Annotated in this window: 21 protein-coding genes; 16 read left to right on the top strand and 5 right to left on the bottom strand. The window is 67.4% G+C overall.

Going from position 1 to position 25,800, the window contains the following annotated elements:
* Positions 1-52 precede the first annotated feature (52 nt).
* The 8 genes from GBG68_RS08940 to GBG68_RS08905 all read left to right on the top strand — a co-directional run bounded on the left by GBG68_RS08940 (position 53) and on the right by GBG68_RS08905 (position 7,174).
* Complete coding sequence (locus GBG68_RS08940; protein ID WP_152146607.1) at positions 53-967, top strand: cation diffusion facilitator family transporter; 915 nt, start codon at positions 53-55, stop codon at positions 965-967.
* Between the two features lie 121 nt (positions 968-1,088).
* On the top strand, positions 1,089-1,550 hold the full coding sequence (locus GBG68_RS08935; protein ID WP_152146606.1) for an SUF system Fe-S cluster assembly regulator: 462 nt from the start codon (positions 1,089-1,091) through the stop codon (positions 1,548-1,550).
* A 13-nt stretch (positions 1,551-1,563) separates the two neighbouring features.
* A complete protein-coding gene (gene sufB, locus GBG68_RS08930) occupies positions 1,564-3,015 on the top strand; it encodes a Fe-S cluster assembly protein SufB (protein WP_152146605.1) in 1,452 nt (483 codons plus the stop codon).
* A gap of 78 nt (positions 3,016-3,093) precedes the next feature.
* Complete coding sequence (gene sufC / locus GBG68_RS08925) at positions 3,094-3,849, top strand: Fe-S cluster assembly ATPase SufC (RefSeq protein WP_152146604.1); 756 nt, start codon at positions 3,094-3,096, stop codon at positions 3,847-3,849.
* 10 nt (positions 3,850-3,859) lie between these two features.
* The gene (gene sufD, locus GBG68_RS08920; RefSeq protein WP_152146603.1) at positions 3,860-5,161 is read left to right on the top strand and encodes a Fe-S cluster assembly protein SufD; all 1,302 of its coding nucleotides are present in this window, start codon (positions 3,860-3,862) and stop codon (positions 5,159-5,161) included.
* Positions 5,158-6,414, top strand: coding sequence for an aminotransferase class V-fold PLP-dependent enzyme (locus tag GBG68_RS08915; RefSeq protein WP_152146602.1), 1,257 nt, complete (start codon positions 5,158-5,160; stop codon positions 6,412-6,414). Before sufD ends, GBG68_RS08915 begins: the two co-directional genes overlap by 4 nt.
* The gene (gene sufU, locus GBG68_RS08910; protein ID WP_152146601.1) at positions 6,411-6,860 is read left to right on the top strand and encodes a Fe-S cluster assembly sulfur transfer protein SufU; all 450 of its coding nucleotides are present in this window, start codon (positions 6,411-6,413) and stop codon (positions 6,858-6,860) included. Before GBG68_RS08915 ends, sufU begins: the two co-directional genes overlap by 4 nt.
* A complete protein-coding gene (locus GBG68_RS08905; protein WP_152146600.1) occupies positions 6,857-7,174 on the top strand; it encodes a DUF59 domain-containing protein in 318 nt (105 codons plus the stop codon). The genes sufU and GBG68_RS08905 overlap by 4 nt, the downstream gene beginning before the upstream one ends.
* Before the next feature lie 49 nt (positions 7,175-7,223).
* On the opposite strand, the gene GBG68_RS08900 is transcribed toward GBG68_RS08905, so the two are convergent.
* Together GBG68_RS08900 and GBG68_RS08895 are read right to left on the bottom strand one after the other, a co-directional pair.
* Positions 7,224-8,657 (bottom strand): methyl-accepting chemotaxis protein, encoded by a 1,434-nt coding sequence (locus tag GBG68_RS08900; RefSeq protein WP_152146599.1) that lies wholly within the window; start codon positions 8,655-8,657, stop codon positions 7,224-7,226.
* 24 nt (positions 8,658-8,681) lie between these two features.
* Positions 8,682-10,106, bottom strand: coding sequence for a methyl-accepting chemotaxis protein (locus tag GBG68_RS08895; RefSeq protein ID WP_193222274.1), 1,425 nt, complete (start codon positions 10,104-10,106; stop codon positions 8,682-8,684).
* Between the two features lie 242 nt (positions 10,107-10,348).
* Between GBG68_RS08895 and GBG68_RS08890 the strand changes: the two genes are divergently transcribed.
* From GBG68_RS08890 to GBG68_RS08875, 4 genes are all read left to right on the top strand, one after another.
* The gene (locus GBG68_RS08890; RefSeq protein ID WP_193222273.1) at positions 10,349-11,962 is read left to right on the top strand and encodes a diguanylate cyclase; all 1,614 of its coding nucleotides are present in this window, start codon (positions 10,349-10,351) and stop codon (positions 11,960-11,962) included.
* A 232-nt stretch (positions 11,963-12,194) separates the two neighbouring features.
* Positions 12,195-12,476 carry a hypothetical protein gene (locus GBG68_RS08885; protein ID WP_152146596.1) on the top strand — a complete coding sequence of 94 codons (282 nt, stop codon included), beginning with the start codon at positions 12,195-12,197 and terminating at the stop codon, positions 12,474-12,476.
* 117 nt (positions 12,477-12,593) lie between these two features.
* On the top strand, positions 12,594-12,986 hold the full coding sequence (locus GBG68_RS08880; RefSeq protein WP_152146595.1) for a gamma-glutamylcyclotransferase: 393 nt from the start codon (positions 12,594-12,596) through the stop codon (positions 12,984-12,986).
* Positions 12,983-13,546: an HD domain-containing protein gene (locus GBG68_RS08875; RefSeq protein WP_152146594.1), complete on the top strand. Its 564-nt coding sequence runs from the start codon at positions 12,983-12,985 to the stop codon at positions 13,544-13,546. Before GBG68_RS08880 ends, GBG68_RS08875 begins: the two co-directional genes overlap by 4 nt.
* A 112-nt stretch (positions 13,547-13,658) precedes the next feature.
* Here the strand turns inward: GBG68_RS08875 and GBG68_RS08870 are convergent, their stop codons facing one another.
* The 3 genes from GBG68_RS08870 to GBG68_RS08860 are packed head-to-tail and all read right to left on the bottom strand — an operon-like array spanning position 13,659 to position 19,443.
* On the bottom strand, positions 13,659-15,701 hold the full coding sequence (locus tag GBG68_RS08870; protein WP_152146593.1) for a 3-hydroxyacyl-CoA dehydrogenase NAD-binding domain-containing protein: 2,043 nt from the start codon (positions 15,699-15,701) through the stop codon (positions 13,659-13,661).
* Between the two features lie 17 nt (positions 15,702-15,718).
* On the bottom strand, positions 15,719-17,020 hold the full coding sequence (locus tag GBG68_RS08865) for an acetyl-CoA C-acetyltransferase (protein WP_152146592.1): 1,302 nt from the start codon (positions 17,018-17,020) through the stop codon (positions 15,719-15,721).
* Positions 17,020-19,443, bottom strand: a complete 2,424-nt coding sequence (locus tag GBG68_RS08860) for an acyl-CoA dehydrogenase (protein ID WP_152146591.1) — start codon at positions 19,441-19,443, stop codon at positions 17,020-17,022. The genes GBG68_RS08865 and GBG68_RS08860 overlap by 1 nt, the downstream gene beginning before the upstream one ends.
* Positions 19,444-19,638: 195 nt before the next feature.
* Between GBG68_RS08860 and GBG68_RS08855 the strand changes: the two genes are divergently transcribed.
* The 4 genes from GBG68_RS08855 to GBG68_RS08840 are packed head-to-tail and all read left to right on the top strand — an operon-like array spanning position 19,639 to position 24,954.
* Complete coding sequence (locus GBG68_RS08855) at positions 19,639-20,142, top strand: disulfide bond formation protein B (RefSeq protein ID WP_152146590.1); 504 nt, start codon at positions 19,639-19,641, stop codon at positions 20,140-20,142.
* Positions 20,143-20,148: 6 nt separating this feature from the next.
* Positions 20,149-22,464, top strand: coding sequence for a penicillin-binding protein 1B (mrcB, locus tag GBG68_RS08850; RefSeq protein WP_152146589.1), 2,316 nt, complete (start codon positions 20,149-20,151; stop codon positions 22,462-22,464).
* Positions 22,461-23,003: a tetratricopeptide repeat protein gene (locus GBG68_RS08845; protein ID WP_152146588.1), complete on the top strand. Its 543-nt coding sequence runs from the start codon at positions 22,461-22,463 to the stop codon at positions 23,001-23,003. The genes mrcB and GBG68_RS08845 overlap by 4 nt, the downstream gene beginning before the upstream one ends.
* Positions 22,996-24,954, top strand: a complete 1,959-nt coding sequence (locus GBG68_RS08840; RefSeq protein WP_152146587.1) for an ATP-dependent DNA helicase — start codon at positions 22,996-22,998, stop codon at positions 24,952-24,954. Before GBG68_RS08845 ends, GBG68_RS08840 begins: the two co-directional genes overlap by 8 nt.
* Positions 24,955-25,800 lie beyond the last annotated feature (846 nt).

Raw genomic sequence — 25,800 nt, 5'->3', positions numbered from 1 at the left:
GTCGCCGCTGACCCCGGCGGCGCAAGGGATCAGCGCTGGGGAGGCGGCCGGCATGGCGCACAGGCATCATCATCACGGTCCGGGCGAGGGGCTCGCCCACGAGCAGCGCCTCTTCCGGGTCATGCTGCTTACCGGCGGCTTCATGCTGGTGGAGGCGCTGGGCGGCTGGCTCTCCGGTTCCCTGGCGCTGATCGCGGACGCCGGCCACATGCTCACCGATACCCTGGCGCTGGCTCTCGCCTGGTTGGGGTTTCTGGTCGGTCGGCGCGGCGCCGACCCTCAGCGCAGCTTCGGTTATCGTCGCTTCGAAGTGCTGGCCGCCTGGGTCAACGGCTTGATGCTCATGGGCCTTACCGTCTGGATCATGATCGAGGCCGTGGCGCGCCTGCTGGCCCCCGTGCCGGTCATGGGCTGGCCGATGCTGGCGGTGGCGATACTGGGGCTGCTGGTCAACCTGGTGGCCTTATACGTGCTGCACCGGGGCGGCGGCGACAACCTCAATCTGCGCGGCGCGGCCCTGCATGTTCTGGGAGACCTGCTGGGCTCGGTGGGTGCCATCATCGCTGCGCTGGTCATTCTCTGGACCGGCTGGATGCCCATAGACCCGATCCTGTCGGTATTCGTGGCGGTGCTCATCCTGCGCAGCGCCTGGTCGCTGGTGAAGCAGTCCACCCATATCCTGCTGGAAGGCACGCCGGAAGGGCTGGACGTGAACGTTCTGCGCGCCGATCTGGAGGCCGTCCACGCCGAAATCGCCGATGTGCACCATGTGCATGCCTGGTCGCTGAATGGGGGGCAGGCCTTGCTGACCCTGCATGTGCGCCTGCACAGCGGCGCGTCCAGTCGGGGCCTGCTGGGGCGTATCAAGCGCACCCTCGCCGAGCGTTACGCGGTGCGCCATTCGGTGATTCAGCTTGAATCGCCGGAGGCTCCCTGCCCGGACCAGAGGCTGCAATCGCGACCATGAGCCGCGCCCAGGGTGGCCCGCGCTCCCCGCAGGAGTGGCTCATGGCCGTGATTTCCCGTCCGGAATGCCGCCTCTTCACATACCGTACTAATTCAGTACGGATTGCGTTAAAATACCCGCCATGATCCGCATCAACCGCGAGACCGATTACGCCATCGTGCTGCTCAGCCTGATGGCCATGGAACCGGACAAGCTCTACAGCGCCGGCGTCCTGGCCTCGCAGCGCGGGCTGCCGCAACCGGCGGTGAGCAAGATCCTCAAGCTGCTCGCCAGGTCCGGGATGCTGGTATCGGCGCGCGGCGCCAAGGGCGGCTACGGTCTGGCGCGACCGGCCGAGGAGATCACCCTGGCGCAGATCGTCACCGCCATGGAAGGGCCCATTGCGCTAACCGATTGCGCCGATGAGGCGCTGGGCTGTCAGTATCTGAGCAGCTGCGTGATCAGCAGCAACTGGAACCACATCAATCGCGTGGTGCACCGGGCGCTGGATGCGATCAGCTTGAAGGACATGACCCGGCCGCTGCCCGAAGGGGGTTCCGGTGGTCTGGATGAAATCTACGTATCCCTGGCCAATCTGAGCTAGGCGGAGCAGCTTTATGTCAAGCAGCACCAAGACGCTGGACGAAAAACTTGCCCAAGAGGGCTACGAATACGGCTTCGTCACCGATATCGAGCAGGAAACGGCACCGCCCGGCCTGGACGAGGGCGTGATCCGATTCATCTCGGCCAAGAAGGAAGAGCCCGAGTGGTTACTGGAGTGGCGCCTGGCGGCTTACCGCCGGTGGCTGGAGATGGAAGAGCCGGAATGGGCTAACGTTCGTTACCCGAAGATCGACTATCAGGCGATCTCGTATTTCGCGGCCCCCAAGTCGGATGCCGACCGTCCCAAGAGCCTGGACGAGGTGGACCCGAAACTGCTGGAAACGTACGAGAAGCTGGGTGTGCCGCTGCACGAGCGCGAGCAGCTGGCGGGTGTCGCCGTGGATGCGGTGTTCGATTCCGTATCGGTGGTCACCAGCTACAAGGGCAAGCTCGCGGAGCAGGGCATCATCTTCAGCTCCTTCTCCGAAGCGGCCCGGGAGCACCCGGAGCTGGTGCGTAAATACCTGGGGTCGGTAGTGCCCCCGGGCGACAACTACTTCGCCGCGCTGAATTCGGCGGTGTTCTCCGATGGCTCCTTCGTCTTCATCCCCAAGGGCGTGCGCTGCCCCATGGAGCTGTCCACGTATTTCCGCATGAACGCGGAGAACACCGGCCAGTTCGAGCGCACCCTGATCATCTGCGAGGACGACGCCTACGTCTCCTACCTGGAAGGCTGCACCGCGCCCATGCGGGACCAGAACCAGCTGCACGCGGCGGTGGTGGAGCTGGTCGCGCTGGATAATGCCGAGATCAAGTACTCCACGGTACAGAACTGGTACCCGGGGGACGAGGAAGGCCGTGGCGGCATCTACAACTTCGTCACCAAGCGCGGCCTGTGCAAGGGCAAGAACTCCAAGGTCTCCTGGACCCAGGTGGAGACCGGTTCGGCGATCACCTGGAAGTATCCCAGCTGCGTGCTGCGCGGCGAGGGATCGGTGGGCGAGTTCTACTCGGTGGCGGTGAGCCGCGCCGCGCAGCAGGCCGATACCGGCACCAAGATGATTCACATCGGCAAGAACACCAGCTCCACCATTATCTCCAAGGGCATCTCCGCCGGCCGCGGCCAGCAGAACTACCGCGGGCTGGTGCGCATCCTGCCCACGGCGGAAGGGGCGCGGAACTACTCCCAGTGCGATTCCATGCTGATGGGCGATGAGTGCGGCGCACACACCTTCCCCTACATGGACATCCAGAACCCCAGCGCGCAGATCGAGCACGAGGCCACCACCTCGAAGATCAGCGATGACCAGATCTTCTATTGCAAGCAGCGCGGCCTCAGCGAGGAGGACGCCGTCAGCCTGATCGTCAACGGTTTCTGCAAGGACGTGTTCCGCCACCTGCCCATGGAGTTCGCGGTGGAAGCCCAGGCGCTGCTGGAAGTGACTCTGGAAGACAGCGTCGGCTGAGGCCGGCCCTAGCAACACCCCCGCGCCGGCGCCCCGGGCGCCGCGCGCCGTGACCACACATTCAGCGTAGGAGACCCCATGGCGCTTCTGGAAGTGAAAGATCTACACGTCTCGGTGAACGGCACCGAGATCCTCAAGGGCATGGACCTGACCATCAACGACGGCGAGGTGCACGCCATCATGGGCCCCAACGGCTCGGGCAAGAGCACGCTCTCCAAGGTGCTCGCCGGCCACGAGGGCTACGAGGTCACCGCCGGTCAGGTGCTCTACCGGGGCCAGGACCTGCTGGAGCTGGAGCCGGAGCAGCGGGCCTGCGAGGGCGTGTTTCTGGGCTTCCAGTACCCGGTGGAGATTCCCGGCGTATCCAATACCTATTTTCTCAAGGCCGCGCTCAACGCCGTGCGCAAGTACAAGGGCGAGGACGAGCTGGATGCGATGAGCTTCCTCAAGCTCATCCGCGAGCGCATGAAGCTGCTGCAGATGGACGAGGGCCTGCTCAACCGCCCGGTCAACGAAGGCTTCTCCGGCGGCGAGAAGAAGCGCAACGAGATCTTCCAGATGGCGGTGCTGGAGCCGTGCCTGGCCATCCTCGACGAGATCGACTCGGGGCTGGACATAGACGCGCTGAAGACCGTCTCGGAAGGGGTCAACACCCTGCGGGATCCGGCCCGCAGCTTCCTGCTGATCACCCATTACCAGCGCCTGCTGAACTATATCGAACCCGATCACGTCCACGTATTGGTGAACGGTCGTATCGTCAAATCCGGCGGCAAGGAGCTGGCCGAGGAGCTGGAGCGCTCCGGCTACGCCCTGTTCGAAGAGCAGGCGGCCTGAGGGAGGCGTAATGCAAGCAGCCGTTGTCGAACACAAGAGCCTGTTCATCCAAGGCTTCGAAGCCCCCGGCCCGCACTGGTTGAAGGAGCGCCGCCGGGCCGCCATTGCCGCCTTCGAACAGCAGGGTTACCCGGATAAGCGTCGCGAGGCCTGGCGCAACTTCAATGCCCAGCCCCTGATCGATCGCGGCTTTCAGCCCGCCAGCGCCGAGGGTGGCGCCGACGCGGCCCTGGCCGCCGCCGCGCAACTGGGCGATTGCCATCGCCTGGTCTTCGTCAATGGCCGTTTTCAGGCGGCCGCCTCCGACGTGGGAGAGCTGCCCGAGGGCGTACGCCTGGGCTCGCTGGCCGCGAACTGGGAGGCCCACGAGCTGGAAGCGGACCTGGCCGCGCGCGGTGTGGAACACGAGCACCCCTTCGCCGCCTTGAATACCGCCTTCTTCACCGATGGCGCCTGGCTGCGGGTGGCGGCCAATGTGCAGCTCGGCAAGCCCGTGTTGCTGCAGTTCATCACCAGCGAAGCCGGCGCCACCGCCTTTCCCCGGGTGCTGGTGCAGGCGGAGCAGGGCGCGGAGCTCACGGTCATCGAGCAGCACCTGGATGGCGGCGCCGATAGCCTGAGCTGTCCGGTGAGCGAGCTGGTGGCCGCGGATAACGCCCGCATCGAATATTACCGCCTTCAGGAGGAAGGCGCGGCCGCCGACCAGATGGCCGTGCTCACCGCCGATATCGCCCGGGATGCCCGGGTCAGCGTGCAGAGCCTGAGCAGCGGCGCCCACCGCGCCCGGGCCGATCTGTACGCCCGCTTGAACGGCGAAGGGGGGCATGCCGAGCTCAACGGCTTGTACCTGCTCTCCGACGGCCAGTTCAGCGACTTCCACAGCTGGATGGAGCACCGCAAGCCCCATTGCACCAGCGCGCAGATGTTCAAGGGCGTGCTGGACGGCAAGTCCGAGTCCGTCTTCGACGGGTTGGTGAAAGTGTCCGAGGGTGCGGTGAAGACCGACGCCGCGCAGCAGAATCGCAATCTGCTGCTCACCCGTCGTGCCCTGGCCCATTCCAACCCGCGCCTGGAAATCTACAACGACGACGTGAAGTGCTCCCACGGCTCCACCACCGGCGAGCTGGACACCGAGGCGCTGTTCTACATGCGCGCCCGGGGCATTGCCGCGGAGGATGCCCGTGCTCTGCTCATTTACGCCTTCGCCGCCGAGTTGCTGGAAGCCATCCGCCTGGAGCCCCTGCGCCGCTACGCGCTGAGCCTGCTGCGGCGGAAACTGCCCGGCGACGTGCTCGGCGAGGAGATGCCATGAGCAACCTGAAAGCACAGCTGGGCTTGCCCGGAAGACTGGATGTGGCCCGGCTGCGCGAGGATTTCCCGATCCTGTCCCAGACCGTGCACGGTCGCCCCCTGGTGTATCTGGACAACGGTGCCAGTGCCCAGAAGCCGGAGGCGGTGATCGAGGCCGAGCGTCGCTGTTATCGGGAGTACTACGCCAATATCCACCGTGGCGTGCATTACCTGTCGCAGACCTCCACCACCGAGTACGAGGCGGCCCGCGGCAAGGTGCAGCGTTTCCTCAACGCGGCCTCGGACAAGGAGATCGTCTTCACCCGCGGCACCACCGAGAGCATCAATCTGGTGGCCCACAGCTATGTGCGCCCACGCCTGCGCGCCGGGGACGAGATCCTGGTCAGCGCCATGGAGCACCACTCCAACATCGTCCCCTGGCAGCTGCTGTGCGAGGAGACCGGGGCGGTGCTGAAGGTCATCCCCATCAGCGAGGCGGGCGAGATCGACCTGGACGCCTTCGCCGAGCTGCTCGGTGAGCGCACCCGGCTGCTCAGCGTGGTGCATGTCTCCAACGCCCTCGGGACGGTGAACCCGGTGGCCGAGATGATCCGCCAGGCACACGCAAAGGGTATCCCCGTGCTGCTGGACGGCGCCCAGGCCGTGCCTCACATGCCGGTGGACGTGCAGGCGCTGGGGGCCGATTTTTACGCCTTCTCCGCCCACAAGCTCTACGGCCCCACCGGCGTGGGCGTGCTCTACGGCAAGTACGATCTGTTGAAGGCCATGCGCCCCTATCAGGGCGGCGGCGACATGATCAAGACGGTCTCCTTCGAGAAGACCATCTACGCCGATCCGCCGAATCGCTTCGAGGCCGGCACGCCGAACATCGCCGGGGTGATCGCCCTGGGCGCCGCGGTGGATTACCTCAGCGAAGTGGGCCTGGAGGCCATCGCCGCCTATGAGCAGGAACTGCTGGACTACGCCACCGAGCGCCTGTCCGCGATTCCCGGCCTGCGCATCATCGGCACCGCGCCCAACAAGGCGGGCGTGATCTCCTTCGTGATGGACGGGGCGCACCCCCATGACATCGGCACGCTGCTGGACGAGCAGGGCGTGGCGGTGCGGGCCGGGCACCATTGCGCGGAACCCGTGATGCGCCGCTACGCGGTGCCGGCCACGGCTCGAGCCTCCTTCGGCCTGTACAACACCCGCGAGGAGGTGGATGTGCTGGTCGCCGCCATCGAGAAGGTGCGGGAATTGTTCGGCGCATGAGTCGGCCCGGTTCCCTGTACCAGGCGGTGGTGCTCGCCCATAACCGCGAGCCCCGCAACCAGGGGCGTCTGGCCGAGCCCACCCACCGGGTGCACGCCCATAACCCGCTCTGCGGCGATGAGCTGGAGCTGTTCCTGCGTGTGGAAGGCGGCCGGCTGGTGGAGGTGGCCTTCGATGGCGAGGGGTGCGCCATCGCCACGGCCTCGGCGTCCATCATGAGCGAAGCCCTCAAGGGGCGGCCCCTGAGCGAGGCCGAAGGCGTGCTGGCGCGGTTTCGCGCGCTGCTGGCCGGGCAACAGGTGGTTTCCTCGCCCGACGGCGAGGACGATCCCTTGTTGGTGCTCGCCGGGGTACGGGCCTATCCGGCGCGCATCAAGTGCGCCAATCTGCCTTGGCAGGCGTTCCAGGCCGCGTTGGCGGGCCAGGGTGAGGCCACCACGGAATGAGTGGGCGGGCCGCGTCGCTGCGGGCGGGGGTCATCGCCGCCCTGCGCACCGTCTACGACCCGGAGTTGCCGGTGGATGTCTACGAGCTGGGCCTGATCTATCAGGTGGACGCCGACGCGGACGGTTACGTGGATATCCTCATGACCCTCACCACCCCCAATTGCCCGGTGGCAGGCTCCATGCCGATGATGGTCAAGCGCGCCGCGGAGAGCGTGGAGGGCGTGAAGCTCGCCCAGGTGGAGCTCACCTGGGAGCCCGCCTGGGGGCCGGAGCGTATGACCGAGGCGGCAAGATTGCAGCTTAATCTGGGTTGAGGTTCCGGAGAGCCGTGGAATCGCGGCCATGGGCCGCGATCCGCTCCCATCAGACCTTGTAGTTCACCCGGAATCCACCCCAATGCTTCCCGTGCACATAAATCGGCGCGGACGCATCCTTCAGCAGCACGTAATCGCCCCCGCCCATGGCGCGGCGGTAGGTCTGCAACAAGAACGGCTGGGTATTGCGCCCGGCGGAGAGCCCCACCCGGTCGTTCATGATCCGCTTGTTGCGGCAATGGGCGGCGTTCCATTCCGGATTGCCCGGCCGCTGGGGCTGAGAGTACTTGCTCATCAGCGCCGGCAGATAACCGTTCACATCGCAGGCGCCGCCGGAAACGATGTTGGCATTGGCCTCCGGCAGGGCGTCGTACACGGCGGTGAGATGCCGTATGCAGAAATCCGTATGCCGGGTGCGAACCTGCTGCGGGTCGGTGCCGGGGATCTCCCGATATTCCCGATCGAACAGATCGTCTTCGCTGATCTCGCCGCTGGCGATGGCCTCCTCGAAGAGTTTCCCCACCTGCGCCGCGCGCTCCTGGGCCAGCTCTATGAACGGGGTGTCCTCGGTGACCACGCCGTCCACGGCGGTCATGCTCACCAGTTCCTCGGTGAACCCCAGCAGCTGGTTGACCCGGGTGCGCGCCTTGCCCAGGTTTTCGGACGACTGCTTGACGTCCGAGGACATCTCTTGCAGGCCCTGCACGGTGCGCTCGGCATGACGGTCGATGGCCTGCACCGCCTCGGCGATACGGCTGGATTCCTGGTCCACCTCGTGCATGGCCTGGCTCACCGACTGGATCACCTCATGCATGGCCTGGGAGCCTTCGCGCACGCGGGCCGCCCGGACGCTGCCCCGTGAGCCGGTCTCCATCAGCCCCTGGGACTGTTCGCTCAGGCGGCTCAGGGTGTTGTCTATGTCCGCGGTGGCGTCCGAGGTCTGCCCGGCCAGCGCCTTGATCTCCTCGGCCACATTGGCGAAGCCCCGGCCGGCGTCGCCCGCGCGGGCGGCCTCGATGGTGGCGTTGAGCGCCAGCAGGTTGGTCTGCTTGGCGATGGCGCCGATGCCCTTGGCCACCTTGGTGACCCGGCGCAGGGCTTCCGACAGGCCCTTGAGCTTGCTCTCCACCCCGCCCACGGAATCGGTCAGGCGCTGAATGCCTTCCAGGGAGCGGTGGATGGTATCTTCTGAACGCCCGATGTCGGCATTGGCGGCGCCCGCCACGTGCTGGGCGTTGCGCGCGGCGGCGTCGACGATCTTGTTGGCGCCGGACAGGTGCTCGGCGATTCTCACCAATTCGGCGAACTGCGTGACTTCCCGCTTGACCTGGCCGTCCACGTCGTCCACATGGCCGGCAATATCGTTGACCTCTATGGCCAGTTTGCCGGCGCGTTGGGCCACCTGTTCGATGACCTTGTGGTAATTTTCGCCGTCCGTCTCGGGCGCGGTCTTGGCGTTTCTGCGTACCAGTTTCAGTGCCATGGCGGAGTTCTCCGGGGCAGTGCCTTATTCGACGAAATAGGTCACGCGCAGGCAGCCCCAGTGGCGGCCGCGCACGTGGATGGGTGACGAGCAGTCCTTGAGCAGCATATACACGCCGTTACCGATGTGCGGGCGGTAGGTTTGCAGCAGGAAGGGCTGGGTGTTGGCCGCTGCCGCCTTGGCCACACGATCGGTGAGGATGCGGCGGTTGCGGCAGTGTTTCATGTTCCAGGCCGGGTCGTCGCTCTGCGGCTTGGAGCTGACCTTCATGTGGGTGGGCAGGTAACCATTGACGTCCATGGCCACACAGGCGGTTACCTTCTCGAAATGCTCGCCGTAGTATTCCTGCACCTGGGGCAGGACACGATCGGTGAATTCCGTAAAGCGTGTCATGTGCTGCTGCGGGTTGGTGCCGGGGATCGGCTGATAATTGTGGTCGAACAGTTCCGACTCGGAGATGTCGCCGTTCTCCAGGGCCTCTTCGAAAAGTTGCGAGATGCGCGACGCCGCTTCCTGTGCGCTGTTGATGTACTGGGTATCCACCGTCTCCACGCCCTTGACGCAGGTGATGCGGATCAGCTCCTCGGTGTGAGTGAGCAGGCGGGTGGCCTGGTCACGGGCCTGCTGCAAGGCGATGGTTGCTTCCTTCACATCCTCGGTCATGCCCTCGAGGCCGCTGACGGTCTCGCCGCAGTAGCGGTCGATGTCGTGCACCGACTGGCCGATACGGTTGGACTCGGTGTCCACATCGGCCATGGCGCTGCCGACGGTTTCCATCACCTCGCGGATCGCCTGGGTGCCTTCCTGCACTTCACGGGCGCGTTCGGTGCTCTCGGAACCCGAGCGGATCAGGTCATCGATCAGGGCGGTGAGTTCCTCCAGGATGTCATGGATCTCGGCGGTGGCGTCGGCGGTCTGCTTGGCCAGCTCCTTCACGTGCTCGGCCACCACCGCGAAGCCCCGGCCCACTTCGCCGGCGCGGGTCGCCTCGATGGTGGCGTTGAGTGCGAGCAGATTGGTCTGCTTGGCGATGATGCCTATGCCCTTGGCCACATCGGCCACCCCGTGCAGGGCATCGTTCAGGCCGCTCAGCTGGGACTCGATCTCGGTGACATCGTCGGTGAGCGCGTGGATGTCCGAGAGGGAAGCGCTGATGGTGTTGCGGGAGCGCTCCACATGGGTGCTGGCGGCGGCGGCGGCCCGGCGCGCCCGCCGCGCGGCCTCGTCCACCACCTTGTTGCTCTGGCCCATCTCGTGGGCGATGGCACGCAGTTCATCGAAGAGCTTGGCTTCCTTGGCGACCCGCTCGCTCACCTCGTCGATTTCGGCGGCGATGTCGAGCACCTCTATACCGAGTCCACCGGCCCGGTCGGCGACCTTCTGGATGATCTGCACGTACTCGCGCCGGTTCCCGCTACGGAACTCAGTATCTGGGGAATCAGCCTTCATGTGGGCTATCCAGCTAGCGATCATGGTAGGTTCTCCATGGCATGGCCCGCCTGGCGCAACAGGCGCCGTTGCAATCTGTGACGGCAGGATGGCGGAAAACTTGAGCTTGGGGGGGCGGAGGTGACGCGCACGTCGAATTTGCCGTATCGTGTACTAACTCTTTGTATAAAAGGGCCGCCGCCCTGAGAAGCACAACAATACTACGCCGAAGCTAGCGAATAATAACGATGTCGGGAAGTTCCATGATCATAGGCGACGTCGACACGGTCGCCTCGCCGGTGCTGGCGCCGGTTCGCCAGCTCCAGGACGGTTGGGCGGGGCTGGACGAGGCCGCGTCGCTGGAGACCCTGCGGGCACTGCAACGCCAGGCCTGTGCGCTCAGCGAGAGCGCCGCCGAGCATGGCTACCGCAAGGTGGCCGATCTGGCCGGCATCATCGACGTGATGCTCGCGCCCTTGGCCGAGGGCGAGGAGACTTTCACCCGCGAGTTCAAGGATATCCTGCGCGATTATCTGGAGGCCCTGGTCAAGCTCAGTGCGGAAACTCCGTGCGCACCGCGCCCGGAGGTGGTCGAGGCCGTAGGCGCCCAGGCCCGGCGCAGCCTGCGGGTGCTGATCCTTGAAGCCGAGGAAACCCTGGCCGACGAACTCTCGCACCAGATCGCCCACTTCGGCTACAGCATAGAAACCGCCGCCACCCTGGATGAGCTGCTGGCCTTGCTGGCCGAGGAAACCCCGGAGGCGGTGGTCATGGACGTGCTGCTCCCCGAGGAGGAGCTCAGCCTCAGCGAGGCCGCCCAGCGAGTGCGCGAGCTGGGTGGCGAGGATCTGCCGCTGCTCTTCCTTACCGAGCGGGGCGATATCGAATCGCGGCTGCGGGCGGCGCGGGCCGGTGCCGACGCCTATGTGCTCAAGCCCGTGGACGTGCACGAGCTGGTGGACCAGCTGGACAAGCTGACCACCGAGCAGGAGAAGGATCCCTTTCACATCGTCATCGTGGAGGACAGTTCCACCCAGGCGATCTACTACTCCACCATCCTCAAGCGCGCGGGCATGCACACCACGGTGGTCAACGACTCCATCCGCGTGCTGGAAGTCCTGGACGAGGCCGCCGCCGACCTGATCCTGATGGACATGTACATGCCGGGCTGCAGCGGCACGGAACTGGCCACGGTGATCCGCCAGGTGCCGCGCTACGCCAGCATTCCCATCGTATTCCTGTCGGCGGAAACGCAATTGGAGCGTCAGCTGGACGCCATGAGCCTGGGCGGTGACGATTTCCTCACCAAGCCCATCAGCCCGGCGCACCTGATCCGCTCGGTGGCCATCCGCGCCGAGCGTGCCCGCATCCTGCGCTCACTGATGCTCACCGACAACCTCACCGGGCTGCTCAACCACACCAGCATCAAGGAGCAGCTGCACAACGAGGTGGCCCGGGCGGCTCGGCGGGGCGGCACCTTGTCCTTCGCCATGATCGACATCGACCACTTCAAGTCCGTGAACGACACCCACGGCCACCCGGTGGGGGATCGGGTGATCAAGACCCTCGCCCGGGTGCTGCAACAGCGCCTGCGCAAGACCGATTACATCGGCCGCTACGGGGGCGAAGAGTTTGCCGTGATTCTCCCCGACGCCGATGCCCCCACCGCCGCCGCCATCGTCGACCAGGTACGCAAGAGCTTCGGCAAGATCCGCCAGTTCTCCAGCGAAGGTGTGTTCGCCTGCAGTTTCAGCGCCGGCGTTGCCAGCTTCCCCGATTGCCCCGACGCGGTGGAGGTCGCGCTGGAGGCGGACAAGGCGCTCTATGCCGCCAAGCACGCCGGACGCAATACGGTGAGCATCGCGGTCCGCGATTGATTTACCGCCGCGCCGGTCCTGTCTCGACACGCCTCGTCGGCTACCTCCCCCCTCCCGCAAGGCCGCGAATGCTGCGCTGCAGTGTCGAAATGTTGCGACATATGACTCGAAAACCAGTAAAAGTGTGATGCAAATCACAGTTTGCCGGCGAGTAATGCTGCAGTTTTGGGTGCATCGGCCGATAAACAAATAGACTTTATAGATTATGCGGCTGCACCATGAGGAGGGGTCCATGTTTCATCTTTACTGGTCACAGCAGGTGCTCGCCGCCAACGCCCAAGCGATGGCGCAGATGTGCAATCTTTGGGCCGCCGGCTGGAACGGCATGGCGGAGCAACTAGGGCGCAGCGGCTCCGAGGAGCACTGGCTGAGTTCCGTGCATGCCCGGCGCAACAACTGGAGCCCGGCGGTGAGCAATTGTGCCGCCGGCGCCTACAGCGCCTGGGGCCTGGATCTCTCCCGCCGTGTCGCCGCCAACGAGGCCCGCTACCGGGACGGTCGTCAGAAGGCTTGAGCCGCGCCTCCGCTGGCTTGGCTCGCGACCACGCGGACGCGCTTTCGCGCACGTCCACGACAATCCCTGTCGCTCCGACGCGCTAGACTCTGGTTCTGAAGACTTCAGGAGCCCGCAATGAGTCAACGCGTTTTCGTCTACGGCAGTCTGCGCCGCGGCGAGTACAACCATAGTGTACTGGGCGATTCGCCCCTGCTCGGCCCGTGCCGCAGCGCCCCCGGTTACCAACTCTACGATCTCGGCCCCTATCCCGCCGTGGTGCGCGGCGGTCAGGGCCGGGTGCTCGGTGAAGTCTACGCGGTGGATCGCACGGTCTTCGCCGCGCTGGACCGTCTGGAAGGCTATCCGGAGTTCTACGATCGCCAGTTGATGGCCACGCCCTACGGCGAGGCCTGGATCTATTTCGCCCGGGATGCCGCCGCGGACTGGGTACCGGTTCCGGAGGGGGACTGGGCGGCCTGGCTGCGGGCGCGGGCTGAAAGCGCTCGGAATCTGGAGGTAGGGGAATGACGCCCCGTTTCACCCAGGCTCTGGCGGTCGCCGCCGAAGCCCATGAGCGGCAGGCCCGCAAGGGGACCGATGTTCCCTACATCACCCATCCGGTGGCCGTGGCCGCGCTGGTGGCCCGCTACGGCGGTGACGAGGACCAGCAGATCGCCGCCTTGCTGCACGATGTGCTGGAGGATGCCGGCGAGCATTGGACGCCGCGGGTGCGTGCCTTCGGCGAAGTGGTGTACGAGGTCGTGCTGGGCTGCACCGACGGGCTGCCGGATGCCCGGGGGAACAAGCCGGAATGGCACACCCGCAAGCGGGCGTACCTGGCTCAGCTGGACGCGGCGCCGGAGCGTACCCTGTTGGTGGCGGGCTGCGATAAGCTGCACAACTTGCAGTCCATCCACCTGGATCTGACCGAGATTGGCCCCGGCGTATTCGAGCGTTTCCGCGCCGGGCGCGAGGGTACGCTGTGGTATTACGAGCAGCTGGTAGCGCTTTTCCAGCGTCGCCGAAGCCCCCTGGCTCCGCCGCTGAACGCGGAACTGCAGGCCGTCCTCCGCAAGGCCGAGCCCTGAGGCGCCCGGCTGAAGCCGCAGGGGCGGGAATCCGGAACCCTGCGGGCCACCTTCGGTTCCGGTGGCAGCGGGGTCCGCGACTCCGCCCGCGGCTACAGCGCGGCTGCGAGGGCTATTCCTCCAGGCTCTCCCAGCCCGCGTCCGGGGTGAAACGCTCGCCATAGCGCTCCTGCAACTCCTGCAGGCGGTGACGGGCGCACTTGATGCTGCGGGCGCGCAGGTGGTTGATGGGGCCGCCACGGAAGGGGGCGAAGCCGGTGCCGAAGATCATGCCGCCATCCAGCAACTCGGCATTGTCCACCACACCCTCGCGCAAACAGGCCACGGCCTCGTTGAGCAGCCGATAGACCATGCGGTCGGCCAGTTCGTCCAGATCCGCGCGGCTGCCGTCGGTCTTGTTCTTCACCGGCTTGCCCTTGCGCCATTCATAGAAGCCGCGCCCGCTCTTGCGCCCCAGCTCGCCCCGCGCCACATGGCGCGAGAGCGCCTTGGGCGGCTCGCCACCGCCCAGGTGCCGAGCGAGGATTTCGCCCACGTGCTGGCAGATATCCAGCCCCACGGTATCGGCCAGCTCTACCGGCCCCATGGGCATGCCGAAGCGCTTGGCGGCGGCGTCCACGGATTCCGGCGCGACACCTTCGTCGATCAGGGTCACCGCTTCCATCAGATAGGGCATGAGCACCCGGTTGACCAGAAAACCCGGCGCGCTCTTCACCGGCAGGGGCAGGCGGCCGATGGCGCCGCAGAAGGCCTGGGCCCGGTCGCGCACGGCCTCGCTGGTGTTCTCGGCCAGCACCACTTCCACCAGCTGCATCTTCGCCACCGGGTTGAAGAAGTGGATGCCCACCAGGCGCTCGGGCGCGGTGAGCGCCTGGGCGATCTCTTCCAGCGGAATGCTGGAGGTATTGCTGGCGAGCACCGCCTCGGGCTTGGCCCGGGCTTCCAGGTCCTTGAAGATCTGCTGCTTGAGTTCCAGGTTCTCCGGCACCGCCTCGATGATCAGATCCGCCTGGGGCACGCCCAGGCCTTCCACGTCCGGGATCAGACGATCCATTGCGGCGGTCACGGCTCGACGGCTCTTCAGCTTGCCCTTGTAGAGTTGTTGTGCGCGTTTGATGGCCGGGGCGATGAACTTCGGCTCCCGGTCCTGCAGCGTGACCGTGAGCCCCTGCATGGCGCACCAGGCGGCGATGTCGCCGCCCATGGTGCCGGCCCCCACCACGTGCACGCGTTGGGGCTTGTCCGCCTTCACCCGGCCCAGGGCCTTCATCTGCTCCTGCAGGAAGAATACCCGGATCAGGTTCTGGCTGGTGTCGGTGCGGGCCAACTCCACGAAGGATTCGGCCTCCTGGCGCAGCTGTTCGCTGGTGCTGCCGGTCTGGCGCTGCCACAGCTCGATGATGGCGTAGGGGGCGGGGTAGTGCTCCGGGCGGGCCTTGCCCGAGACCTGCTTGCGCATCTGCCAGGCGATGGGCTTGCGCAGCCAGGGCTGGTTGGACAGGGCGGCCAGGCCCTTGGGGGCGCGTTTGGCGGGGCGCTCCAGGATGAGGCGGCGGGCGGCGGTGCGCAGTTGGCGCGCCGGCACGGCGTAGTCCACCACGCCGAGCTTGGCGGCGGGTTTGGCGCGCAGCGTGCGGCCGGTAAGGATCAGCGGCATGGCCTGCAGCGCGCCGATCAGCCGGGGCAGGCGGACGGTGCCGCCCCAGCCCGGGTGCACGCCCAGCATGACCTCGGGCAAGCCCAGTTTGGTGCTGTCGGACTCCTCGGCGATGCGGTAATCGCAGGCCAGTGCCAGCTCCAGCCCGCCGCCCAGGCAGAAGCCGTGGATCAGCGCCAGGGTGGGGCAGGGCAGGGCCTCGATGCGGTCGAACAGGGCCTGGGAGTCGCGCAGCAGGGTGATCGGGTCGTCCGCTCCTTCCAGGCGTTGGATCATCTTGATGTCGGCGCCGGCGATGAAGCCGTTCTTCTTGGCCGAATGGAACACCACGCCGGCGGGCTTGTCCCGCTCCAGCGCTTCCAGCACCTGGCCCAGCTCGCTCAGGACTTCCTCGTCCAGCACATTGGTGGAGGCCCCGGCCTTGTCCAGGGCCAGCCAGTGTATGCGCTGCTCGTCGACGTGCAGCCGCCAGTGCTTGTATTGCTGTTGTTCGCTCATGTCTCTCTCCTTGTTCCTCAGGCGCTTTCCACCAGCACCGCGCCGCCCTGGCCGCCGCCGATGCACAGGGTGGCGATGCCGCGCCTGGCGTTCTCTCGCCGCAGCACCTTCAGCAGGTGCAGCACGATGCGCGCGCCGCTGGCGCCCACTGGATGGCCCGCGCCGATGGCGCCGCCGTCCACGTTCAGGCGCTCCTCGTCCAGCTGCCCCAGGGCGTCCTTCTTGCCCAGATACTCGCGGCAATAGTCCGCGTCCTTCCAGGCTTCCAGGCAACCGAGCACCTGCCCGGCGAAAGCCTCGTTGATCTCCCAGTAATCCACGTCATTCAGGCCCCAGCGACGGCGCTTGAGGATGGGGGTGGCGGCGTGCACCGGGCCCAGGCCCATCACCGCCGGGTCCAGCCCCGCCCATTCGGTCTCCACCAGACGCCCCAGCACCGGCAGGTCATGCTTTTGCACGGCCTCTTCCGAGGCGAGGATCAGCCAGGCGGCGCCGTCGGTGACCTGGGAGCTGTTGCCCGCGGTGACCTTGCCGAACTTGCGGTCGAACACCGGCTTGAGTTTGGCGAGCTTCTCGGCGCTGCTGTCGGCGCGCACCCCGTCGTCATGGTCGTAGACCTTGCCGTCGGGGCCGTACAGGGGCACCACCTCGTCCATCCAGCCCTGTTCCTGGGCATGGGCCAGGCGGCGCTGGCTGCGGGCGGCGTATTCGTCCATCTGCTGGCGGCTGATGCCGAACTGGTGGGCCACCTTCTCGGCGGTCTGGCCCATGTTCAGGCCCACCACCGGGTCGGTGAGCCCGCGCAGCAGGCCGATCACCGGGGCGAAGTGGGGCGGGCGCAGCTGGCCCAGAAGCTTCATCCTCTGGCCGACGCTTTTCGCCTGATTCCAGTCGGCGAGCCAGTGCACCATGGCGGGGCTGAACAGCAGCGGGCCGTGGCTCATGGCCTCCACGCCGCCGGCGAGCACCAGCTCCGAGCGCCCGGCGGCGATGTTCATGGCCGCCGAATCCAGCGCCTGCATGCCCGAGCCGCAGTTGCGATGCACGGTAAAGGCCGGCACGGCCTTGCCGCAGCCCAGCCGCAGGGCGGCGATGCGGGCGATGTTGGCCTCGTCGGCGCTGGCCATGGCATTGCCGCAGATCACTTCATCGAGCTGTTCGGGGGCGAATTTCTGCCGCGCCAGCAGCGGGCGGCCGGCGCCCACCGCCAGGTCCGCGGCGGCGAAGGGGCCGGGACGGCCGCGGGCCTTGATGAAGGGCGTGCGCGCGCCGTCCACCACGTAGACGGGACGGCTGTAGCTTGCGCTCTTGGCTGCCATTATTGGGTCTCCTCCTTGGGGAAGTAATCCGGGGCGAAGTCATCGACCATGATAGCCGCGCGGCGGGCTTCGCGGGCGCGGCGCAGTTGTTCGGCCTCGGCGGCCTCCAGCAGGCCCGTGGCGAGTGCCGCGGCGATGGGCTCGGCGCCGTCCTGCAGCTTGCCGTCGCGACGGGCCTGTTTCAGGCGCTGCTCCAGGGGCTCGGCGCTGAGCGCCTGGTCGAAGGCGTATTCGATGCGCCCTATGGGGTCGTCCGGATCCAGGCTGCGGAACGCGCCCTTGATCAGCCGCTCCCGCGAAGGTGTGCGCCGGCTCGCCAGGTCGGAGAGCTGGCGCAGCAGATTCAGGGGCGTGGGCCGACGGTGCCGGCCCAGCGGGAAGACCAGCGGGCGCAGGCCCCAGGCCAGCGGGCGCAGAGGCAGTTCCCGCAGCACCTGATCCAGACGGCTCTCGATCAGGCGGGTGAGCTCCAGCAGGTTCCAGCGCAGCAGCGGCAGATCATCCCGCGGGCGGCCCTGGTCCTCGTAGTGCTTGAGGCAGGCGGAGGCCATGTAGAGATAGCTCAGCACATCGCCCAGCCGCGCCGACAGGCTTTCCTTGCGCTTGAGCGCGCCCCCCAGGCTCAGCAGGGCGCTGTCGGCCACCAGCGCGTAGGCCGCGCTGTAGCGGTTGAGCTGGCGGTAATAGCGGCGGGTGTCCTTGTCCCCGCGGGGCATGCTCAGCCAGCCGCCGGTGAGCCCCAGGGTGAAGCTGCGGACCTTGTTGCTCAGCCAGAACCCGATATGGCCCCAGAAGGCGCGGTCGAAGGCGGCGCGGTCATCGCTCTGGGCCGCCTGCATTTCGCGCAGCAGGTAGGGGTGGCAGCGGATCGCCCCCTGGCCGAAGATCATCAGGTTGCGGGTGAGGATATTCGCCCCCTCCACGGTGATGCTTACCGGAATACCCTGATAGCCCCGGCCCAGATAATTGCTCGGCCCCAGGCAGATGCCGCGCCCGCCGTGCACGTCCATGGCATCGTTCATTACCTGGCGCATGCCTTCCGAGAGATGGTATTTGGCGATGGCCGAGAGCACCGAGGGCTTCTCCCCCAGGTCCACGGCGGTGGCGGTGAGCACGCGGGTGGCGTCCATGCGGTAGGTGAGCCCGGCGATGCGGCCCAGCGCTTCCTGCACGCCCTCGAATTCGGCCACCGGCGCGTTGAACTGGCGCCGTACCCGGGCATAGGCGCCGGCGCTGAGGGTGGCCAGCTTGCCCCCACCGGTGCCGGCGGCGGGCAGGGAGATGGAGCGCCCCGCGGAGAGGCAATCCATCAGCATGTGCCAGCCGCGGCCGATCATCTCCCGGCCGCCGATGACCCACTCCAGCGGGATGAACACATCCCGGCCGCTGTTGGGGCCGTTCTGGAAGGGGATGTTCAGCGGGATGTGGCGATTGCCGATTTCCACGCCCGGGGTGTCGGTGGGAATCAGCGCGCAGGTGATGCCCAGCTCCTCCTCGCCGCCCAGCAGCCGCTCCGGGTCCTGCACCTTGAAGGCGAGCCCCAGCACGGTGGCCACCGGGCCCAGGGTGATGTAGCGCTTCTCCCAGTTCAGCCGCAGGCCGATGACCTGCTCGCCGTTATGCTCGCCGTGGCAGACCACCCCGGTATCGGGCATGGCAGCGGCGTCGGAGCCCGCCTCGGGGCCGGTGAGGGCAAAGCAGGGGATTTCCTCGCCCCGGGCAAGACGCGGCAGGTAGTGGTTCTTCTGCTCCGCGGTGCCATAGTGCAGCAGCAGCTCCGCGGGGCCCAGAGAGTTGGGCACCATCACCGTCACCGCGCCGGTGAGGCTGCGGGTGGCGAGTTTCATCACCACCTCGGAGTGGGCCAGGGCCGAGAAGCCCAGGCCGCCGTACTCCTTGGGGATGATCATGCCCATGAAGCCCTGCTCGCGGATGTAGTCCCACACCGGACGGGGCAGGTCCATGCGCTCATGGGTAATCTCCCAGTCGTCCATGAGCTTGCACAACTGCTCCGTGGGGCCATCCAGGAAGGCCTGCTCCTCGGCGCTCAGGGCCGGGCGCGGCACGGCCAGCAGCTTCTGCCAGCGCGGGTAGCCGCTGAACAGCTCACCGTCCCACCATACGGTGCCGGCCTCCAGGGCTTCCTGCTCGGTGCGGGACATGCCCGGGAGGCTGGCGCGGAACAGCTTGAGGATGCGATCGCTGAGCAGTGCCCGGCGCAGCGGCGGAAGGTTGAGCGGGACCAGGAGGATGGCGGCGATCAGCCACAGCGCCACCAGGGCGCCGGTGGCGAGCTGGCCGCTCAGGCTCAGCAGCAGCAGGGCGGTGAACAGGAGCAGGGTGCTCAGCCACAGCCGCAGGCGCAGAAAGGCGCAGGCCGCGGTGAGCAACAGCAGCGCGAGTATCCACAGCGCGATCGTCATGCGAGGTCTCCTTCCTCCCGGGATCCTGTAATGGTTCAAACGCGTGTTTGAAAGTAAACCACTCGGCGGCAAAACTACAAGTGTTCAGGGTAGTTGTAGCTCATTCGCCGCGTTCCTGGTGCCGCGTCGTTCCCCGACAGCCGGGCTCACTCTGGTAAGATTCCGCCTTTGTCGTCTTCACGGAAGCCCCCAGACATGGCAGCAGTGCTCGAGCGTCCGCGACTGATCAACCTGGCCGGTTTCATTATCTGTGCGGTCTTGATCGCGGCGGCCTTCTATATGGAACTGGCGCTGGGCATGGAACCCTGCCCGTTGTGCATGTTCCAGCGCATCGGTGTCTATGCGCTGGGTGCGGTGTTCCTGATTGCCGCCCTGCACGGGGCGCGGGCCTGGGGCGCACGGGTCTATGGCGTGCTGCTGCTGCTGGTCGCCGCCCTGGGCGGGGCGGTTTCCGTACGCCACCTATACCTGCAGAGCCTGCCCGCCGAGGAGGTTCCCGCCTGCGGCCCGGGGCTGGACTACCTGATGGACGTCTTTCCCCTGTTCGAGGCCATCCGCGTGGTCTTCGAGGGCAGCGGCGAGTGCGCCGAGGTGCACACCATCCTGGGCCTGAGCATCCCCGCCTGGACGCTGATGGCGTTCATCGGCCTGGGGCTGGCCGGTTTCATCTACAACTGGCTGGTGGCTGAACGCCGCTGAGTGTTCATGAGCAGGAAAGCGCGCAAACCCCGAAAGCACCCGCGCCCGAAGCGCTCGCCGGCCCGGCGCGGCTGGTTCGCCCGCCTGCGCCGCGGGTTCTTGCTGCTGCTGGTGCTGGCCCTGCCGCTGGCGGCGGGCTGGGGCTGGTATCTGGATCAGCGCATCACCAGCCATTTCGAGGGCAAGCGCTGGTCGCTGCCCGCCAAGGTCTACGCCCGGCCCCTGGAGCTCTACCAGGGGCTGGAATTGAGCGCCGCCACCCTGGAGCAGGAGTTGCGGGCGGCGGATTACCGGCGTGGCCGGGGGCCGGGCAGTTTCGGCCGTGACGGGGGCTACTTCCGGGTCGAGACTCGCGGGTTTCGCTTCCCCGACGGCGAGGAGCCGGCCCGCACCTTGCGTCTGCGCATCCGCGGCGGGCGCATCGCCGCCCTGGAGCAGCCGGGCGGGATGCTGGACCTGGCGCGGCTGGAGCCCGCTCTGATCGGCAGCATCTACCCCGCCCACAAGGAAGACCGGGTACTGGTGCGCCTGGACGAGGTGCCCCGCCCCTTGATCGGCGCCTTGCTGGTCACCGAGGACCGGGACTTCTACCGCCACCATGGCCTTTCCTTCAGCGGCATCGCCCGCGCACTGCTGGCCAATGTGCGGGCCGGGCGGGTGGTGCAGGGCGGCAGCACGCTCACCCAGCAGCTGATCAAGAACTTCTACCTGAGCAGCGAGCGCACTCTCTGGCGCAAGGGCAACGAGGCGCTGATGGCGCTGCTGCTGGAGCTGCACTACGACAAGGACGAGATCCTGGAGGCCTACCTCAACGAGGTCTATCTGGGCCAGCAGGGTCAGCGAGCGATCCACGGCTTCGCCCTGGCCAGCCGCTTCTACTTCGGCCGCGGGCTGGAAGTGCTGCCCCTGGAGCAGCAGGCCCTGCTGGTAGCGCTGGTGAAGGGGCCGTCCTACTACAACCCGCGCAGCAACCCGCGGCGTGCCAAGGCGCGCCGCGATCTGGTGTTGCGGATGATGGCCGAGCAGCAGCTGATCAGCGCCGAGCAGGCGCGCATCGCCCAGGGTCGGCCGCTGGGCGTGGTGCCCGCCATCCGCGCCCGGGAAAACGCCTATCCGGCCTTCATGGATCTGGTGCGCCGCCACCTGCGCCGGGATTACCGTAACGAGGACCTGGCCAGCGAGGGCTTGCGGATATTCACCACCCTGGCACCCTCGGTGCAGGAGCGCGCCGAGCAGGCCGTGGCCCGGCGCCTGGACGCCTGGGGCAAGGAGGACCTGGAAGCCGCGGCCCTGGTGGTGGATGTGGATGCGGGCGAGGTGCGTGCCGTGGTGGGTGGGCGTGATCCGCGTTACGCCGGCTTCAACCGGGCGCTGGATGCCCGCCGCCAGATCGGCTCGCTGATCAAGCCCGCCGCCTATCTGGCGGCCCTGGAGCGCCCGGCCAGTTACGGCCTGGGCAGTCTGATCGATGATGAGCCCGTGCAGCTCACCGATGCCCAAGGCCGGCTCTGGGCGCCGCAGAACTACGACAAGCAGTTTCTCGGCCCCGTGCCCCTGTGGCGGGCGCTGGCGGAGTCGCGCAATGCCGCCACCGTGAATCTGGGCCTGGAGCTTGGCCTGCGGGCGGTGGTGGATGCCTTCGAGCGCCTGGGCGGTGACCCGCCCGCCACGGTGTATCCCTCCTTTTTGCTGGGCAGCGTGGGGCAGACGCCGCTGGAGGTGGCGGACATGTACCAGACCCTCGCCTCGGGTGGTTTCCGCACCCCGTTGCGCGCCGTGCGGGCAGTCATGAACCGCCGGGGCGAGCTGCTCAACCGCTATGCGCTCTCGGTGCAGCGGGTCTTCGACAGCGAGGCGGTCTACCTGGTCAACCATGCCCTGCGCGGCGCGGTGAGCGAGGGCACCGGCCGGGGGCTGGCCCGCTGGCTGCCCGCAAGCCGCGGCGTGGCGGGCAAGACCGGCACCACCAACGACACCCGCGACAGCTGGTTCGCCGGTTACACCCGGGACCTGCTGGGCGTGGTCTGGGTGGGGCGCGATGATAACGGCCGCACCGGGCTCACCGGCTCCAGCGGCGCCTTGACCATCTGGGGCGAGCTGTTCGCGGAGCTGCCCCTGCGCGCGCCCCGCGCCGACACGCCGACGGGGGTGGAGACGCTCTGGGTGGAGAACGGCAGCGGACTGCTGGCGGCGGAGCATTGCGAAGGCGCCCGGCTGCTGCCGTATTACCGCGGCCTGGGGCCCGCCGAACAGGCCGCCTGCGTGGGTGAGCGCGGGCGTCTGGACCGCGCCCGGGACTGGATCAAGGGGTTGTTCGAATGAAGATGCGCCGGAGCCGTTCGATAGTTTTGCTGATGCTGCTGGGGCTGCTGGCCGCCTGTGCCGGGCGGGCGCCGGCGCCGGAGCGTGACGAGCGGCGCCCGGTGCCGGTGGAAGAGCCCGCGCCGGAAGAGAAGGGTCGGGAGTGGCCGCGCCGTGGAGAGGCCGGTGAACCCGATCGGGCCCAGACCCCGGCAGGGGCCCTGCCGCCCCTGCCCCCGGCGGCCCAAGGCCTGGCGGCCCGGGCCGAGCAGGCGGTGGCCGCGCGGGATTACGACAGCGCCGCCGCCCGCCTGGAGCGCGCCATGCGCATCGCCCCGGATCACCCGGTGCTGTGGCAGAACCTGGCCGTGGTGCGCTACGCCGAAGGCAATTACGACCAGGCCGAGCAGCTGGCGCAGAAGTCCAACACTCTGGCCGGCGATGCCCGTGCGCTGCAGCGCCAGAACTGGCGCCTGATCGAGGCCGCCCGCCGCCTGCGGGGCGATACCCGGGGGGCGGAGCAGGCCGCCGCCCGCGCCAGGGCCCTGGGCGATGACTGACAGCGTCTCGCCGCTGCGGGAAAGGGGGGCGCTTGCCGAGGCCATTCCCGGCTTTCAGCCGCGCCCCGAACAGCAGGCCCTGGCCGAGGCGGTAAGCGAGGCCTTGGCCGGCGGCGAGGTGCTGGTGGCCGAGGCCGGCACCGGCACCGGCAAGACCTTCGCCTATCTGGTGCCCGCGCTGCTCTCCCGGCGCAAGGTGATCATTTCCACCGGCACCAAGACTCTGCAGGATCAGCTTTTCCGGCGGGATCTACCGCTGGTGCGCGAGGCGCTGAAACTCCCCCTGCGCACCGCGCTGCTGAAAGGGCGCGGCAATTATCTGTGTATCTACCGCACCGAGATGGCCGCCCAGGAAGGCCGTTTCGAGAGCCGCGAGGCTTCGGCCCTGTTCCAGAAGATCCAGCGTTGGAGTCACCTCACCCGCAGCGGGGATCTTGGCGAAGCCCCCGTCGGTGCCCTGGAGGGGCTGATGCACGGCCGGGTCAGCTCCACCGCCGACAACTGCCTGGGCCAGGAATGCCCCCATTACAGTGACTGCCACCTGATGGAAGCCCGCCGCCGAGCCCAGGAGGCCGATGTGGTGGTGGTCAATCACCATCTGCTGCTCGCCGACTGGGCCATCCGCGAAGGGGGCTTCGGCGAGGTGCTGCCCCAGGCCGATGCCTACGTGCTGGACGAGGCCCATCAATTGCCCGAGACCGCCCAGCAGTTCTTCGGGCTTTCCGTGAGTAGTCGGCAGATGCATGATCTGCTGCGCGATGCGCGCATGGAGTACTACCGGGAGGCGGGCGATGCGCCGGGCATGCTGGAAGCCCTGGACCGACTGGAGCGGGGGCTGCTGGACCTGCGCCTGAGCCTGGGCACGGAAGGGCGCCGGGCGGCCTGGGCCGAGCTGCAGGAAGACCAGACCGTCACCGAGGCGGTGGAGCAACTGGATGACCGGCTGCGCGCCCTGGTGCAGGTACTGGAGCCACTGGCCGAGCGGGGCAAGGGCCTGGAGAGCTGCCACCGCCGCGCCGAGGCCGCCTACCAGGCCTGGAGCAAATTCCTCCAGCCGGAAGCGGCCAACGCCGTGCGCTGGTACGAGACCTACAGCCAGTCCTTCATCCTGCGGCTCACCCCGCTGGAGGTGGCCGGTCAGTTCCGCGGCCACATGGCGCGCCAGCAGGCCGCCTGGGTGTTCACCTCGGCGACACTCTCCGTGGCCGAGGGCTTTGAGCACTTCAGCCGCCAGCTGGGCCTGGAAGAGCCCCGCACCCTGAAGCTCGACAGCCCCTTCGATTACCGGCGCAACGCGGTGCTCTACTGCCCGCGGGATCTGCCCGAGCCCAATCACCCCGCTTACCAACAAGCCTTCCTGCAGGCGGCCTTGCCGGTGCTGCAGGCCAGCGAAGGCCGTGCCTTCATGCTCTTCACCAGCCACCGAGCCCTGCGCGAGGCCGCCGAATGGCTGCGCCCGCGGGTCGATTATCCGCTGCTGGTGCAGGGTGATGCGGGGCAGAACCAGCTGCTGGAGCAGTTTCGGGAAGCGGGCAACGCGGTGCTGCTGGGCACGGCGAGCTTCTGGGAAGGAGTGGATGTGCGCGGCGAGGCGCTGAGCTGCGTGATCATCGACCGCCTGCCCTTCGCCGCCCCCAACGACCCCGTCACCCAGGCGAAGATCGAGGCGCTGAAATCGGCCGGGCAGAGCCCCTTCGGGGCGTTTCAGTTGCCCCATGCGGTGATTACCCTGCGCCAGGGGGTGGGGCGGCTGATTCGTGACACCGAGGATCGGGGCGTGCTGATGATCGGTGATCCGCGGCTGATCAACCGCAGCTACGGCAAGGTGTTCCTCAACAGCCTGCCGCGTATGGCGCGTACGCGGGATGGCGACAAGGTGGTGGGTTTCCTGCGCAGCTTGCGGGCCGGCTCGGATTCCGCGGCAGCGGACGAGAGCGCCGACGCAGGCTGACTGCGGTGCGGCGGCACAGGGAGCCGGCCCTGTGACGAGGCTCGTGACGTGGGTGCCGGATAAGGCGGTCGCCACCGACGCTCAGGCCTGACTTCCCGGATCGCCAGAAAATTATGGTTCATCGCGGGTTAGGGGAAAACCACCAATTCTTTCCTGCCAATCCGAAAAGCATGGGGATACACGCCTGAACGTCGGAGGTGACCGCCGTGTCCGGGTGGGTTTTGGGGGTTCCAAGTCCAGGGAGACACGGATTGATTCCCATGGGCCTCTGCGGCAGCCAGGCGTTCCTCGGCAAGGCGGCGCCCGCGGCGAATGGCCGTAGCCCTTTGCAAGGGCGGCAACGCGGCCGAGGGGCGCCTGGCTGCCGCCCGAAGGGACCGTCTGTCGCGTTCCCAGCCCGCGTTGCGTCTCTTGGCAAGGGCTGCGGCCATTGCCCGCGAGACGCGCCTTGGCTGCGAACGCGACAGACGGTCAGAGGCCCATGGGAATCGATCCGTGTCTCCCCGGGCCCCGGCTGCGCCGGGGCTCCCCTCGCTCCTCGGTCTGAGCGGCGTTCCGCGAACTCGCTTCGCTCAGACAGCGCTCCACTCCTTCCGCTCAGCCCTGCGGGGCTCGGCTGCGCCAACGAACCCCCAAAGCCCACCCGGACACGGCTCCTCGAACGTCGGTGGCGGCTTCTTGAAACAGAGAGCGACGGCGCGAGCGCATCTCTCCTCGCTTTCAGCGGTGGAGCTTGCGCCGACAGATGGGGTTCCGGGGTGGGTACGGCCTGGGGCGGACGTCGATGCAGCCGAGCATCGCAGCCGGAAAGGGAAAAAGCGGGTTGCCTGTTTGAGCGAAGCGAGT

The sequence above is a fragment of the Alkalilimnicola sp. S0819 genome (assembly GCF_009295635.1).
In the GTDB taxonomy this organism is placed as follows: Bacteria; Pseudomonadota; Gammaproteobacteria; order Nitrococcales; family WHIW01; genus S0819.
This window is presented reverse-complemented; position numbering and strand designations above follow the sequence as displayed.